This window comes from Sphingopyxis sp. Geo25 (genome assembly GCF_949769135.1).
Taxonomy (GTDB): Bacteria; Pseudomonadota; Alphaproteobacteria; order Sphingomonadales; family Sphingomonadaceae; genus Sphingopyxis.
This window is the reverse complement of the sequence record NZ_CATKOZ010000001.1, coordinates 977,730-990,596: the sequence shown is the minus strand read 5'-3', so window position 1 is coordinate 990,596 and position 12,867 is coordinate 977,730. Positions and strand designations below refer to the sequence as shown.

Below are 12,867 nucleotides of genomic sequence, written 5' to 3'. Positions count from 1 at the left end.
CTTCTTCAATAGATCAGAAGATCCGAAATTTCTTCGCGCCACCCCGCCTCATCCGGCAGCGCGAGCGCGTCGAGGTCGCCCGGCGTCGCACTCGCGTCGTCGACCCATAAGCGCAGGCTCGGGCCGCCATTGATCACGTCGATCGCGAGCACATCGTCGGTATATTCATATTTGAAATCCTTGCCGCGCCAGATCGGATAGTCGGGGTAGAGCGACCGGATCGCCTTGAACCCCAGCGCCTGCACGCGCCACGGCCGGAACGCCGCATGATCGTACCACGCACCCTCGGCATGGATGTGAATGCCGTTGTTGAGCTGCTTCATATGCTTGTGAAAGGTCGGCTCGAACCAGATATCGCGCAGCTTGCAGCCAGCGAGCCATTCGGGCGCGAGGCGGCGCATTTCGGCGATCACCGCCTTGGCATCGATATCGGGCGCGCCGAACAGTTCGAGCGGGCGGGTCGTCCCCCTGCCCTCGCTCAGCGTCGCCCCTTCGACCATCACCGTCCCGGCATAGGCGCGCGCCATGTTGAGGTTCGCGGCATTGGGGCTGGGGTTGATCCACACACGCTCGGCGGGCCAGCCGAAGCCCGGCCCCTCCGGCTCCCAGCCCTCCATTTCGATCACGCGATAATCGACGTCGAGGTTGAAGTGGCGGAGGAACCAGCGCCCCATTTCGCCCATCGTCAGCCCATGGCGCATCACCATCGGCCCGGCGCCGACAAAGCTTTCCCAGCCTTCGCGCAGCCGCGTGCCCTCGGCGGGGCGGCCCGCGGGGTTCGGGCGGTCGAGCACCCATACCGCCTTGCCATGCTGCGCTGCGGCTTCGAGCACGTAGAGCAGGGTCGTCACATAGGTGTAGATACGGCAGCCGAGATCCTGCAGATCGACGAGCATAACGTCGAAGGTGTGCATCGACTGCCCCGACGGCCGCCGCACCTCGCCATAGAGGCTGAACACCGGCATGCCGTAAGTGGGATCGGTGAAGTCGGGCGACTCCATCATATTGTCCTGAAGGTCGCCGCGCACGCCATGCTGGGGACCGAACACCGCTGTGACCTCGATCCCCGCCGCGACGAGGGCGTCAACGCTGTGGATGAGGTCGGCGGTGACCGAGGCGGGATGCGCGAGCAGCGCAACGCGCTTGCCCTGGAGCGGCGCGCGAAGCGCGGGATCGGCGAGCAGGCGGTCGATACCGAAGAGGGTCGTCATGCCCGCCCGCGTGCCTCAAGCGTCAGCGCAAAGCAATCGGGATGATGGAAGTCGGGCTTGCCCGGCGGATGCCGGAGCGCCCAGTAGCTTTTGGTGCCGTCGACTTCCTCGATCACCGCGGCGAGCGCGAGCTTCGATCCGGTGTCGGGAAAGATACCGGGCTCGACGCGCAGGGCATAGCGGCCGACCTCGCGCTCGACCTCCATCATCCACGGCGCAAGATCGTCGGCGCGCAGCAGCGAGCGATAATCGTCGAACTGGTAACAGGCCCAGCGGCCGTCGGGGGCATAGTTGAACTCCGTATAGTCGGGCTGCCCCTCCTCGGTCAGGAAAGCCTCGAAGCAGGTGCCCTGCCACAGGCCGTCGGTGCCGCTGTCGGCGATCACCAGTTCACCCTCGCCCTGCGGCAACACGATCGCTCCGATCTCTCCCTCGACGATGAAGCGCAGCGCAAAGCCCTCCTCGAACGACAGGTCGATCTCGACCGCGATCGAACGCACCCCCCGGGCCGGCGTGTCGGGGTGGCAAATCAGTTCGCGCCGTTCGCTAGAATAGCCCGACATTCAACCCTTCTCCGTTCATCCCGAGCTTGCCGAAAGCAATCCCTCTTCGTCACCCTGGACTTGATCCGGGGTTCATTCACCCTTCTTGAGGAAGCGGGATCCCGGATCAAGTCCGGGGTGACGATAATGGAAACATGAACCAGTTGGGTTTGCCTCACCGCCATGCTAAGCGCCCGCCCACCATGACGAACTTCAAATCCGACCTTCTGCGCCTGCTGGACGAGCGAGGCTATATCCACCAGATGACCGACGCGGAAGGGCTCGACGCCCTTGCCGCGAAGCAGATCGTCCCCGGATATATCGGCTTCGACGCGACCGCGCCCAGCCTGCACGTCGGCAGCCTGGTCCAGATCATGATGCTGCGCCGCCTGCAGCAGACCGGACACAAGCCCGTCGTCCTGATGGGCGGCGGTACGACGCGCATCGGCGACCCCACGGGCCGCGACGAGAGCCGCAAGATGCTGTCGGACGAGACGATCGCGGCGAACATCGCGTCGATCTTCAGCATCTTCCAGCAGTTCCTGACCTTCGGCGAAGGACCGACCGACGCGGTGATGGTCGACAACCAGGACTGGCTGGGCAAGCTTGGCTATATCGAATTGCTGCGGGAAGTGGGCACGCATTTCACGATCAACCGTATGCTGACCTTTGATTCGGTGAAGCTGCGGCTCGACCGCGAACAGCCGATGACCTTCCTCGAATTCAACTACATGATCCTGCAGGGCTACGATTTCCGGCACCTGTCGAAAGAGCGCGGCGTGCGCCTCCAGATGGGCGGGTCGGACCAGTGGGGGAATATCGTCAACGGCATGGAGCTCGGCCGCCGCATGGACGGTGCCGACCTCTATGGTTTGACGACTCCGCTGCTCACGACCGCCGCGGGGACCAAAATGGGCAAAACTGCTTCGGGTGCCGTGTGGCTCAATATGGGACAGCTGCCCCATTTCGATTACTGGCAATATTGGCGCAATTGCGACGACCGCGACGTGGGTCGATTCCTGAAGCTGTTCACCGACCTGCCGCTCGACGAAATCGCGCGGCTGGAAGCGCTCGAGGGTGTCGAAATCAACGAGGCGAAAAAGATCCTCGCGAACGAAGCGACGGCGATGTGCCGTGGCGCCGAGGCGGCGCGAGTTGCCGCCGAAACGGCGACGCAAACCTTTGAAAAGGGCCATATTGGTGGCGATCTGCCGCAGGTCGTGGCCCCCGCCGACGGCATCACGATCGTCGACGCGCTGCGCGAGCTCGGCTTCGCGGTTTCGAACAAGGAAGCGCGGCGCAAACTCGACGAGGGCGCGGTCAAGGTTGACGGGGTCGTGGTCCGCGATCCGCATCACCGGATCGAGCCCGCGAACGACCCGGTTCCACTGAGCCTTGGCGCAAAAAAACACGGGCTGGTGACGCGATGACCGCGCCGATGTCGTTTACCGATTCTTCAGCATTCGCGTAGAACGTCCATGGCAAACCACAAAGGTCCGGGACGTATGCGTAAGATCGATACCAGCAAAGCCCATTATGTCGGGCTCGACCAGCGGATTGCGCCGCGTAGCGACGTCTATTGCCGCCTTCCCTTCGTGCTGCCCGACGGGCGGCAGGAAATGTGCACGTGCGTCAACATCAGTGCCGACGGTTTGCTGATGCGCTACGAACGCGGGCTCGAACCGGGCGACCTCGTCGTGTACCGGATGCCGATCATCGGCCGCGTCGCGGCGAAGGTCATCTGGTCGCTCGGCGGCAAGGCCGGTGTGCAGTTCGAAAAATCGATCGCCGCCGAAGATTATCTGCCGATGATCCGCGCGATGGGGGCGCGCGGCGACGTCAACTAGCCGCTCCTGAGCAGCGGCACCGCGGCGTCGCGCTCGAACAGATAGAGACAGAGGCGCACCGCCTCGCCTCTTGCTCCCTCCATGCCACGGTCGCGCTCGACGAACAGGCGCGCATCGTCGTGGGCCACCGGCAAGAGCCGCACCAACTGCTCGGGCGTCGCGACGCGATAGTCGGCTTCGCCCGACTGCTTGAGCCCCAGCAGTTCGCCGCCGCCGCGCAGTTCCAAATCCTTTTCGGCGATGACGAAGCCGTCGTTCGTATCGCGCATCAGCGCCAGCCGCTCGCGCGCGGTTTCGGACAGGTTTTGCGAGCGCAGCAGCAGGCACACCGACTTGGCAGCGCCGCGCCCGACGCGGCCGCGCAGCTGGTGCAGTTGCGCGAGCCCGAAATTCTCCGCATGTTCGACGATCATCAGGCTGGCCGCGGGCACATCGACCCCGACCTCAATCACCGTCGTCGCGACGAGCACGCCGATCTCGCCCGTCTGAAAGCGCGCCATGACGTCATCTTTCTCGGGGCCCTTCATCCGCCCATGGACCAGCCCCACCCGCGCATCGCCGAGCCGGGCGCGGAGCAACGCTGCGCGATCCTCGGCGGCCGCCAGCTCGCTCCCCTCGCTCTCGGCGACGAGCGGGCACACCCAATAGGCCTGAGCGCCGGTCGACAGGTGACGGTCCAGCCCGTCGATCACATCATCGAGCCGGTCGAGCGAAATGACGCGCGTATCGACCGGCGTGCGCCCCGGCGGCATCTCGTCGAGCTGCGACACGTCCATCTCGCCATGGTTGGCGAGTTGCAGCGTCCGCGGGATCGGGGTGGCGGTCATCACCAGCAAGTGCGGCGGCCGCTGGCCCTTCGCGGTCAGCATCAACCGCTGCGCGACGCCGAAGCGATGCTGTTCATCGACGACGACGAGCGACAGGTCCTTGTACGTCACCGCCTGCTGGAAGATCGCGTGCGTGCCGACGAGAATGTCGATGCTCCCATCAGCCAGCCCCATCAGCGTCGACTCGCGCACCTTCCCCTTGTCGCGCCCGGTCAGGATCGCGAGGTTCACCGGCAGCCCGCCGAGCATCCGCTGCAAGGTCGCATAATGCTGGCGCGCGAGGATTTCGGTTGGCGCGAGCAGCGCCGCCTGCGTCCCCGCCTCGACCGCGGCGAGCATCGCGCGGAGCGCGACGAGCGTCTTGCCCGATCCGACGTCGCCCTGCAGCATCCGCAGCATCGGCGTGTCCTGCGCCATGTCGCTGGCGATCTCGCGCCCGACGCGTTCCTGCGCACCGGTCAGCCCGAACGGCAGCTGCAGCGCATCGACCAGCCGGCCGTCGCCGCGCACCGCCCTGCCTCGCCGGTTCCTGAGCCCCTGGCGGATCAGCATCAGCGCGACCTGGCTTGCGAAAATCTCATCATAGGCCAGCCGATCGCGCGCCGCCTCGTCGCGCGGGCTGGCGTGCGCGCGCTCGATCGCTTCGCGCCAGGTCGGCCAGCTTCGGTTCGCCAGCAGCGGCGCGTCGATCCATTCGGCAAGCTCGGGTCGCCGTTCGAGCGCCACCGAGGCGAGCTGCGACAGCCGCGCGTTGGTCAGCCCCTCGGTCAGCGGATAGACGGGCTCGTGCACCGCGATCCCCGCCTCGTCGTCCGGCTCGGCGACATGGTCGGGGTGCACGATCTGGCGCATGTCGCCATAAAGGTCGAGGCGCCCCGACACGCGGCGCTTTTCGCCCAAGGGAAACAGCTTGCGCGCCAGCCCCGAGGTCCGCCCGAAATAGACGAGCCGCACATGATCGCCCGCACTGTCGAACGCTTCGACCCCGAAAGGGGCGCGCGGGCTGCGACCGGGGCGGTAATCCTGTGCCGTCAGCTCGACGATGATCGTCTGACCGGGAAGCGCTTCGTCGAGCCGGTCGACCGGGACGCGTGAGATCAGCCCGGTCGGCAGGTGGAACAACACATCGACGACGCGCTCGAGCCCAAGCCGCGTCAGCGGCTTGGCAAGCTGCGGCCCGACGCCTTTCAGGTCGGTCAGCGCGGCAAAGAGCGGATTGAGTATCTCGGGTCGCATCGCTAGGGCGTGTCTAGACCTGAACCCTTCGTTTTGCCCAGCCCTTCATCTCCGTTCGCATCGAGCGAAGTCGAGATGCCCGTCGGCGCTGCGCAAGACCGGTGGGTGTCTCGACTTCGCTCGACACGAACGGATCGGGACGATGTTTGTCGATCGCATTCTGGAAACCCGCCATGCAAGACCGCCTCAAACGCCTGAAATTCCGCGCCTGGCACCGCGGCACGCGCGAGGCCGACTATATGATCGGCGGCTTCTTCGATCGCTATGCGGCTGAGTGGAGCGAAGAGGAACTTCGCTGGTACGAGACCGTTGTCGAGGAGGACGATGTCGACATCATGAGCTGGGCGCTCGGCACCGGCGAGCCGCCCGCGCATCTCGACAACCCGCCGCTGATCGCGGCGATGCGCCGGCTGGACTATATTCCGGTGCCATGACCCGAAGCGCCGCCGATATTTTTGCCGCCATTGCGTCGGCTTCGGCGCCGCTGACGCTCGCGCGCGCGGCCGACGGGTTTCTGCCGCTGCTGCTCGCCGACCTCGCGCGCGCCAGCGACAAGCGGCTCGTCTATGTCGCGACCGATGATGCCGCGATGCAGGCGGTCGCCGACGCCGCACCCTTCTTCGCGCCCGACCTGATCGTCCATCGCTTCCCCGCGTGGGACTGCCTGCCCTACGACCGCGCCGGACCGTCGATGCGGGTCAGCGCCGACCGGCTCGCGACGCTTTCCGCCCTGCAGGCGGCGCCGAAGCGCGGCGAGTTGATCCTGACCACCGTCGCCGCGATCACCCAGCGCACGCTCACCCCCTTCCGCATCCGCCAACTTGCGACAACGCTCGCGGCCGGGCAGCGGATCGACCGCGATGCGCTCGCGGAATTGCTCGTCTCGAACGGTTTCAACCGCGTCGATACCGTCGCCGATCAGGGCGAATTTGCCGTGCGCGGCAGCCTGCTCGACCTGTTCCCGGCGGGCGAGGAGACCGGCCTTCGCGTCGATTTCTTCGGCGACGAGATCGAAAGCATCCGCCGCTTCGACCCGGCCGACCAGCGCAGCCTTGGCCCTGCCAAGGCGTTGCAACTGCTCCCCGCGGCCGAAACCCTGCTCGACGAGGCGACGATCAAGCGCTTCCGCTCGAGCTACCGCGAAATCTTCGGCGCGCAGGCGACCGGCGATCCGCTCTATCAGGCGGTCAGCGAGGGCCGGCGGCAGGCGGGCATGGATCACTGGCTGCCACTGTTCGAAGAGCGGCTTGCAACCCTGTTCGACCATATCGATCCTGCGACCCCGGTGCTGCGCGGCCACCGCACCGACGCGACCGCCGAGACGCGCTTCGACGCGATCACCGATTATCATGCGAACCGCGTCGCCGCCGAGCGCGAGCAGGCCGGCAGCTATCGCCCGCTCGCGCCCGAAACACTCTATCTGACCGCAAACGAGTGGGCATCCGCCGAGCGCGCCCGTCCGATCCATGTCGTCTCGCCGTTCGATGTCCCGCCGTCGGCGTCGGTGATCGACCTCGAAACCTTTGCGGCGCGCGATTTCACCCCCGAGCGCACCGCCGACCTCAATGTCTATGACAAGGTCGCCGACCATCTGTCGGACGAGCGGCGTAAGGGGCGCAAAACGATCATCGCCAGCTATTCGGGCGGTGCGCGCGAGCGCCTGTCGGGGCTGCTGCGCGACCATGGGGTGACGTCGCTTGCTCCCGCCGACAGCTGGCAGGACGCGCTCGGCACCGCTTCGGCCGAAAGCGGCGGCGCGACCGCGATGGTCGTCTTGCCGCTCGACCATGGATTCGCGAGCGATGCGATCAGCCTGCTCACCGAGCAGGACATTCTCGGCGAACGCCTCGTCCGCCGCCAGAAGCGCCGCAAGAGCGCCGACGCCTTCCTCGCCGAACTCGCGACGCTCAGCGTCGGCGATCTCGTCGTCCACCTCGACCATGGCATCGGCCGCTACGAGGGGCTGACCTCGATCCCGGTCGGGAAGAGTCCACACGATTGCGTCGCGCTCACTTACTCGGGTGGCGACAAGCTCTACGTCCCCGTCGAAAACCTCGACGTCCTCTCGCGCTACGGCGGCGAGAGCGACGGCGTTGCGCTCGACAAGCTCGGCGGCGAGGCCTGGCAGCGCCGCAAGGCGCGGATGAAGGAGCGCATCCGCGAGATCGCGGGCGAACTGCTCGCGACCGCCGCGCAGCGCGCGCTCCGACCCGGCGAAGTCCTCGCACAAGACGCCGCCTACCCCGCCTTCGCCGACCGCTTCCCCTATCAGGAAACCGACGATCAGGACCGCGCGATCGGCGACGTCCTCGAAGACCTTGCCTCGGGCCGTCCGATGGACCGCCTCGTCTGCGGCGACGTCGGCTTCGGCAAGACCGAGGTTGCGCTCCGTGCCGCGTTCGTCGCGGCGATGGCGGGCGTGCAGGTCGCGGTGGTCGTCCCGACGACCTTGCTCGCGCGCCAGCATTACACCAATTTCGTCGAGCGCTTCAAAGGCTTCCCGGTGAACATCGGCCGCCTGTCGCGGCTCGTGCCCGCGGGCGAGGCGCAGAAAACGCGCGACGGCCTTGCCAGCGGCCAGATCGACATCGTCGTCGGCACCCACGCGGTGATCGCCAAGTCAGTCGAATTCAGAAATCTCGGCCTCGTCATCGTCGACGAGGAGCAGCGTTTCGGCGTCGTCCACAAGGAACGGCTGAAGCAGCTCAAGGCCGACGTCCATGTGCTGACGCTGACTGCGACCCCGATTCCGCGCACCTTGCAGATGGCGATGTCGGGCCTCCGCGAACTCAGCGTCATCCAGACCCCGCCGGTCGACCGCCTCGCGGTACGAACCTACGTCGCCCCATGGGATCCGGTGGTCATGCGCGAGGCGCTGCTGCGCGAGCATGATCGCGGCGGCCAGAGCTTCTTTGTCGTGCCGCGAATCAAGGACCTGCCTGATATCGAGGAATTCCTGCGCAGCCGGGTACCCGAAATCAAATATGTCGTCGCGCACGGCCAGATGACGCCGACCGAGGTCGAGGACCGCATGAGCGCCTTCTACGACCGCAAATATGATGTGCTGCTATCGACGACGATCGTCGAAAGCGGGCTCGATATTCCGAGCGCGAACACGTTGATCATCCACCGCGCCGACCGCTTCGGCCTGGCGCAGCTCTACCAGCTCCGCGGCCGCGTCGGGCGGGCGAAGACGCGCGCCTATGCCTATCTGACCACGCCCGAGGGCGGCGTGATCACCGACACCGCCGAAAAGCGCCTGAAACTGCTCGGCGACCTCGATACGCTCGGCGCGGGTTTCCAGCTGGCGAGCCACGACCTCGACATTCGCGGCGCCGGGAATCTCGTCGGCGACGAACAGTCGGGGCATATCCGCGAGGTCGGCTTCGAACTTTACCAGTCGATGCTCGAAGAGGCCATATTGGTGGCCAAGGCCGAAGGCATGGGCGCCGCGCCGCCGCGCGAAGCCTTGTCGCCGGTCATCACCGTCGACGCGCCGATCCTCATCCCCGAAGACTATGTCCCCGACCTTCCGCTGCGCATGGCGCTCTATCGCCGCCTGAACGAAGCCGACGACCGCCCGGCGCTCGACGCCTTCGCCGCCGAGATGATCGACCGCTTCGGCCCGCTGCCGCCCGAAACCGCGAACCTCATTCAGCTGATGGAGATCAAGGCGAACGCCAAGGCGGCGGGCATCGCCAAGCTCGACGTGGGCACCAAAGGCGCGCTCGTCAGCTTCCACGGCGACGCTTTCGCCAACGTCCCCGGCCTGATCGCCTATGTCGAGCGGCTGAAGGGCCGCGCCCGCATCCGCCCCGACAACAAATTGTCGATCAGCGGCGATTGGGTGAGCACCGCAGCGCGGCTCAACGGCGCGCTTCAGCTGTCGAAGGGATTGGGCAAGCTCGCGAAACAGGCCGCCTAGGCGGCGAGAAGCCCGGGAAGCTGGTCGCCTGGCACTGGCCCCGACTTCAGGAAACCCTGCCACGTCGCGACACCCAGCTCCTTCAGCCGTTCGAGCTGTTGCGGCTTCTCGATGCCTTCGGCAACGACCAGCAGACCGAGCGCGCGCGCCAGGTCGACGATCGCGCGCACGACGATGCGGTCGCGATCGCTGTCGTCGATCGTCCGCGTAAAGCCGCTGTCGATCTTCAGATAGTCGATCGGCAGCCGCGCGAGCAGCGACAAGCTCGAATAGCCTGTGCCGAAATCGTCGATCGCAATCGCGCAGCCGAACGCACGGATCTGTGCCAGTTGCTCGGCGGCGCTCGCGGGGTCGCTCAGCATCGCCTGCTCGGTGAGTTCGAGCGTCAGGCGCGCGGGGTCGACATTTGCCTGCCGTGCCATACCGGCGAACCGTTCGGCGAATTCGGGATCGCCAAGGTCGGCGGCGGTGATGTTGAGCGAGACGCGAATGTTCGCCAGCGCCTCGGGCCATGCCGCGATCTCGGCGAGCGCGACATGGTGCGCGTGCTCGGTCAGCTCGCGTTCGAGGCGCGCCGCGCGTGCCGCGGTGACCAGCGGCCCGGCGCCCAGCAGGCCCAGCTCGGGGTGTTGCCAGCGCAGCAGCGCCTCGACCCCGCTCATCGCGCCGGTCGCGACATCATATTGCGGCTGATAGTGGATCACCACCTCGCCGCGCGACAGCGCAGCCATCACCATCGCGCCGTCGCGCGCCGACGCCGGGCGCGCCAGCTGGTCGCTCGCGGTCCGGAGCTGCTCGACGACAGGTTCGTCGCGCGCGATCAACGCCGCGGCGATGCGAATCGCGAGGCGGCCCTTGGGATCGCCCACCATCGGCTCGGCCAGCGCAACATGCAGCGCGCGTTCTTGCGCCCTCAGCGCGCCAAGCGACAAAGGCACCGCCGGAACGATCAGGAAGCGCGGCCCGTCGATCCGGTCGACGCAGCTCCCCTGCCCGAATTCGTCGGTCGCGAAACTTTCGAGTCGACGGCCGATCTCGTCGAGCACGGCGTCCCCCGCTGCGGTCCCGGCGCTATTGTTGATGCGCGCCATCTGGTCGACCTGAACCAGCATGACGCCCACGTCGGCGTCGTACCGTAAATGAAGATTTTCCAGCGTTCGGACGCAGCCGGACAGCGACTCGGATATGCGATTCATCGCGCCGCCTTATCAGGCTTTCCTTGCCAAGCCCTTCCATTTTGCATCATGATCGTGCCGATGTCCGCGCTTTCGCCCCGGCCCGCCGCAACCTTGACCGACGCCCATGGCCGCCGGATCGAATATCTGCGCCTTTCGGTCACCGACCGCTGCGACCTGCGCTGCCGTTATTGCATGGCCGAGGACATGCAGTTCCTGCCCAAGGCGGCGGTGCTCAGCATCGAGGAAATGGGCGAACTCGCCGAACGCTTTGTCGCGCGCGGCATCCGCCGTATCCGCCTCACGGGCGGCGAGCCGCTGGTACGACGCGGCATCGAAATGCTCGCGGCGCGGCTCGGCGCGCTGATCGGGCACGGCCTCGACGAGCTGACGCTGACCACCAATGCGATGCGGCTGGCCGAGCATGCCCCGATGCTGGCGGCTGCCGGCGTGCGGCGGATCAACGTCAGCCTCGACACGCTCGACCGCGAGGCTTTTCGGCACATCACGCGCTTCGGCGACCTCGACGTCGCGCTCCGCGGGATCGCGGCGGCGCAGCGCGAAGGCATCGCGGTCAAGATCAACATGGTCGCTCTCGCCAACCTCAACGAGGATCAGCTCCTGCCGATGCTGCAGTGGTGCGCCGCGAACGGATGCGACCTTACGTTGATCGAGACGATGCCGCTGGGCGAGGTCGAGGGCGACCGCAGCGATCATTACATCCCGCTGCACCAGTTCATCGCGCCGCTGCGCGCCGAACGGCCGATCTGGCCCGTCGGCAAGGCGACCGGCGGCCCGGCACGCTATTTCGCGATCGAGGACAGCCCGGTGACGCTCGGCCTCATCACCCCGCTCAGCGACAATTTCTGCGCGACGTGCAACCGCATCCGCCTGACCGTAGAGGGGCGCATCTATATGTGCCTTGGTCAGGACGACCATGTCGACCTGCGCGCGGCGCTGCGCGACGGCGGCGATGTCGACGGCTTGATTGACGCCGCATTGGCTGGCAAACCCCGCGCGCATGACTTTCATATCGAACGAAAGTCCACACCGGCGGTCGCGCGTCATATGAGTGCAACGGGCGGCTAGGATAGCCTCGCCCAGGGATTTTTCAGGGGGCTCGGGACCATAATGCAACGCAAGATCGCGCTCGTCGCGTCGAACGCGCCGGCGGCCGAGGAGGCCGAGGCCGAGCTTCGGCCGCTCTACGATTTCGTCGACCTCAACGAGGCCGACCTGCTGATCGCGCTCGGCGGCGACGGCTTTCTGCTGCACATGCTGCACCAGTTGCTCGACCAGCGGCGCAGCCTGCCCGTGTTCGGCATGAACCGCGGCACGATCGGCTTCCTGATGAACGAGTTTCGTGTCGAGGGGCTGCTCGACCGCCTTGCCGCCGCGCGCCCCTATCTGATCCACCCGCTGTCGGGCGACATCACGACGATCAGCGGCGAACGGCACATCCTCCCCGCGATCAACGAAATCTCGCTGCTCCGCGAAACGCGCCAGGCCGCCAAGCTCGAGGTCATGATCAACGAAAGGACGATGCTCGAGGAACTCGCCTGCGACGGCGTCCTCGTCTCGACCCCCGCCGGATCGACCGCCTACAACCTCAGCGCGAACGGCCCGATCCTGCCGCTCGATTCGGCGATGCTCGCACTGACGCCGATCAGCCCTTTCCGCCCGCGGCGCTGGCGCGGCGCGCTTGTCCCCGAATCGACGAGCATCCGCTTCAACGTCCGCGAGGCGGCAAAACGCCCGGTCAGCGCGGTCGCCGACCAGCGCGAAATCCGTGACGTGAAGACGGTATTGGTCACCACCGACCGCAGCCGGCCGCTGACTTTGCTTTTCGATCCCGACCAAGGATTGGACGAACGCATCGCGATGGAACAATTTATCGTTTGAGGTCTTGCAAAATCATTCGCGCGGCGGCAAAGGGGCCGCCTTGCCCGCCACGGCGGGGTGTTCCTCGGTAGCTCAGCGGTAGAGCAATCGACTGTTAATCGATCGGTCGTAGGTTCGAATCCTACCCGGGGAGCCATTCTTTTCCAGACGCGCGAAAGCCTACGCCAAAGCACCCTAGCTTTGTACGGTATTCGCCAGCCTT

Annotated in this window: 10 protein-coding genes and 1 tRNA gene; 7 read left to right on the top strand and 4 right to left on the bottom strand. The window is 66.3% G+C overall.

Going from position 1 to position 12,867, the window contains the following annotated elements; translation table 11 throughout:
• Positions 1–5 precede the first annotated feature (5 nt).
• Positions 6–1,211, bottom strand: coding sequence for an exo-beta-N-acetylmuramidase NamZ family protein (locus QOL68_RS04950; RefSeq protein ID WP_282947481.1), 1,206 nt, complete (start codon positions 1,209–1,211; stop codon positions 6–8).
• Complete coding sequence (locus tag QOL68_RS04945; RefSeq protein WP_282947479.1) at positions 1,208–1,774, bottom strand: DOMON-like domain-containing protein; 567 nt, start codon at positions 1,772–1,774, stop codon at positions 1,208–1,210. Before QOL68_RS04945 ends, QOL68_RS04950 begins: the two co-directional genes overlap by 4 nt.
• Before the next feature lie 182 nt (positions 1,775–1,956).
• On the opposite strand from QOL68_RS04945, the gene tyrS reads away from it, so the two are divergent.
• Positions 1,957–3,183: a tyrosine--tRNA ligase gene (tyrS, locus tag QOL68_RS04940; RefSeq protein WP_282947477.1), complete on the top strand. Its 1,227-nt coding sequence runs from the start codon at positions 1,957–1,959 to the stop codon at positions 3,181–3,183.
• Between the two features lie 75 nt (positions 3,184–3,258).
• Positions 3,259–3,600 (top strand): PilZ domain-containing protein, encoded by a 342-nt coding sequence (locus QOL68_RS04935; protein WP_058453957.1) that lies wholly within the window; start codon positions 3,259–3,261, stop codon positions 3,598–3,600.
• Here the strand turns inward: QOL68_RS04935 and recG are convergent.
• A complete protein-coding gene (recG, locus tag QOL68_RS04930) occupies positions 3,597–5,663 on the bottom strand; it encodes an ATP-dependent DNA helicase RecG (protein ID WP_282947475.1) in 2,067 nt (688 codons plus the stop codon). The two genes, QOL68_RS04935 and recG, sit on opposite strands and share 4 nt — an antisense overlap.
• Before the next feature lie 173 nt (positions 5,664–5,836).
• On the opposite strand from recG, the gene QOL68_RS04925 reads away from it, so the two are divergent.
• Positions 5,837–6,097 carry a succinate dehydrogenase assembly factor 2 gene (locus tag QOL68_RS04925; protein WP_282947473.1) on the top strand — a complete coding sequence of 87 codons (261 nt, stop codon included), beginning with the start codon at positions 5,837–5,839 and terminating at the stop codon, positions 6,095–6,097.
• Complete coding sequence (gene mfd, locus QOL68_RS04920) at positions 6,094–9,588, top strand: transcription-repair coupling factor (protein ID WP_282947471.1); 3,495 nt, start codon at positions 6,094–6,096, stop codon at positions 9,586–9,588. Before QOL68_RS04925 ends, mfd begins: the two co-directional genes overlap by 4 nt.
• Here the strand turns inward: mfd and QOL68_RS04915 are convergent.
• Positions 9,585–10,784, bottom strand: a complete 1,200-nt coding sequence (locus QOL68_RS04915) for a GGDEF domain-containing phosphodiesterase (protein WP_282947469.1) — start codon at positions 10,782–10,784, stop codon at positions 9,585–9,587. The two genes, mfd and QOL68_RS04915, sit on opposite strands and share 4 nt — an antisense overlap.
• A 60-nt stretch (positions 10,785–10,844) precedes the next feature.
• Here QOL68_RS04915 and moaA point away from each other — a divergent pair, with 60 nt between their 5' ends.
• The 3 genes from moaA (at position 10,845) to QOL68_RS04900 (ending at position 12,801) form a co-directional block, all read left to right on the top strand.
• Entirely contained in the window at positions 10,845–11,852 is a 1,008-nt protein-coding gene (moaA, locus tag QOL68_RS04910; RefSeq protein ID WP_282947467.1) for a GTP 3',8-cyclase MoaA, read from the top strand.
• 42 nt (positions 11,853–11,894) lie between these two features.
• Positions 11,895–12,665: an NAD kinase gene (locus QOL68_RS04905; protein WP_058453961.1), complete on the top strand. Its 771-nt coding sequence runs from the start codon at positions 11,895–11,897 to the stop codon at positions 12,663–12,665.
• A 61-nt stretch (positions 12,666–12,726) separates the two neighbouring features.
• Positions 12,727–12,801: transfer RNA gene (locus QOL68_RS04900), tRNA-Asn, on the top strand.
• Positions 12,802–12,867: the final 66 nt, after the last annotated feature.

Coding starts and splice junctions, on each gene's coding strand:
- QOL68_RS04950 (WP_282947481.1), bottom strand. CDS start 1,211: ATGACGACCCTCTTCGGTATCGACCGCCTGCTCGCCGATCCCGCGCTT.
- QOL68_RS04945 (WP_282947479.1), bottom strand. CDS start 1,774: ATGTCGGGCTATTCTAGCGAACGGCGCGAACTGATTTGCCACCCCGAC.
- tyrS (WP_282947477.1), top strand. CDS start 1,957: ATGACGAACTTCAAATCCGACCTTCTGCGCCTGCTGGACGAGCGAGGC.
- QOL68_RS04935 (WP_058453957.1), top strand. CDS start 3,259: ATGCGTAAGATCGATACCAGCAAAGCCCATTATGTCGGGCTCGACCAG.
- recG (WP_282947475.1), bottom strand. CDS start 5,663: ATGCGACCCGAGATACTCAATCCGCTCTTTGCCGCGCTGACCGACCTG.
- QOL68_RS04925 (WP_282947473.1), top strand. CDS start 5,837: ATGCAAGACCGCCTCAAACGCCTGAAATTCCGCGCCTGGCACCGCGGC.
- mfd (WP_282947471.1), top strand. CDS start 6,094: ATGACCCGAAGCGCCGCCGATATTTTTGCCGCCATTGCGTCGGCTTCG.
- QOL68_RS04915 (WP_282947469.1), bottom strand. CDS start 10,784: ATGAATCGCATATCCGAGTCGCTGTCCGGCTGCGTCCGAACGCTGGAA.
- moaA (WP_282947467.1), top strand. CDS start 10,845: ATGTCCGCGCTTTCGCCCCGGCCCGCCGCAACCTTGACCGACGCCCAT.
- QOL68_RS04905 (WP_058453961.1), top strand. CDS start 11,895: ATGCAACGCAAGATCGCGCTCGTCGCGTCGAACGCGCCGGCGGCCGAG.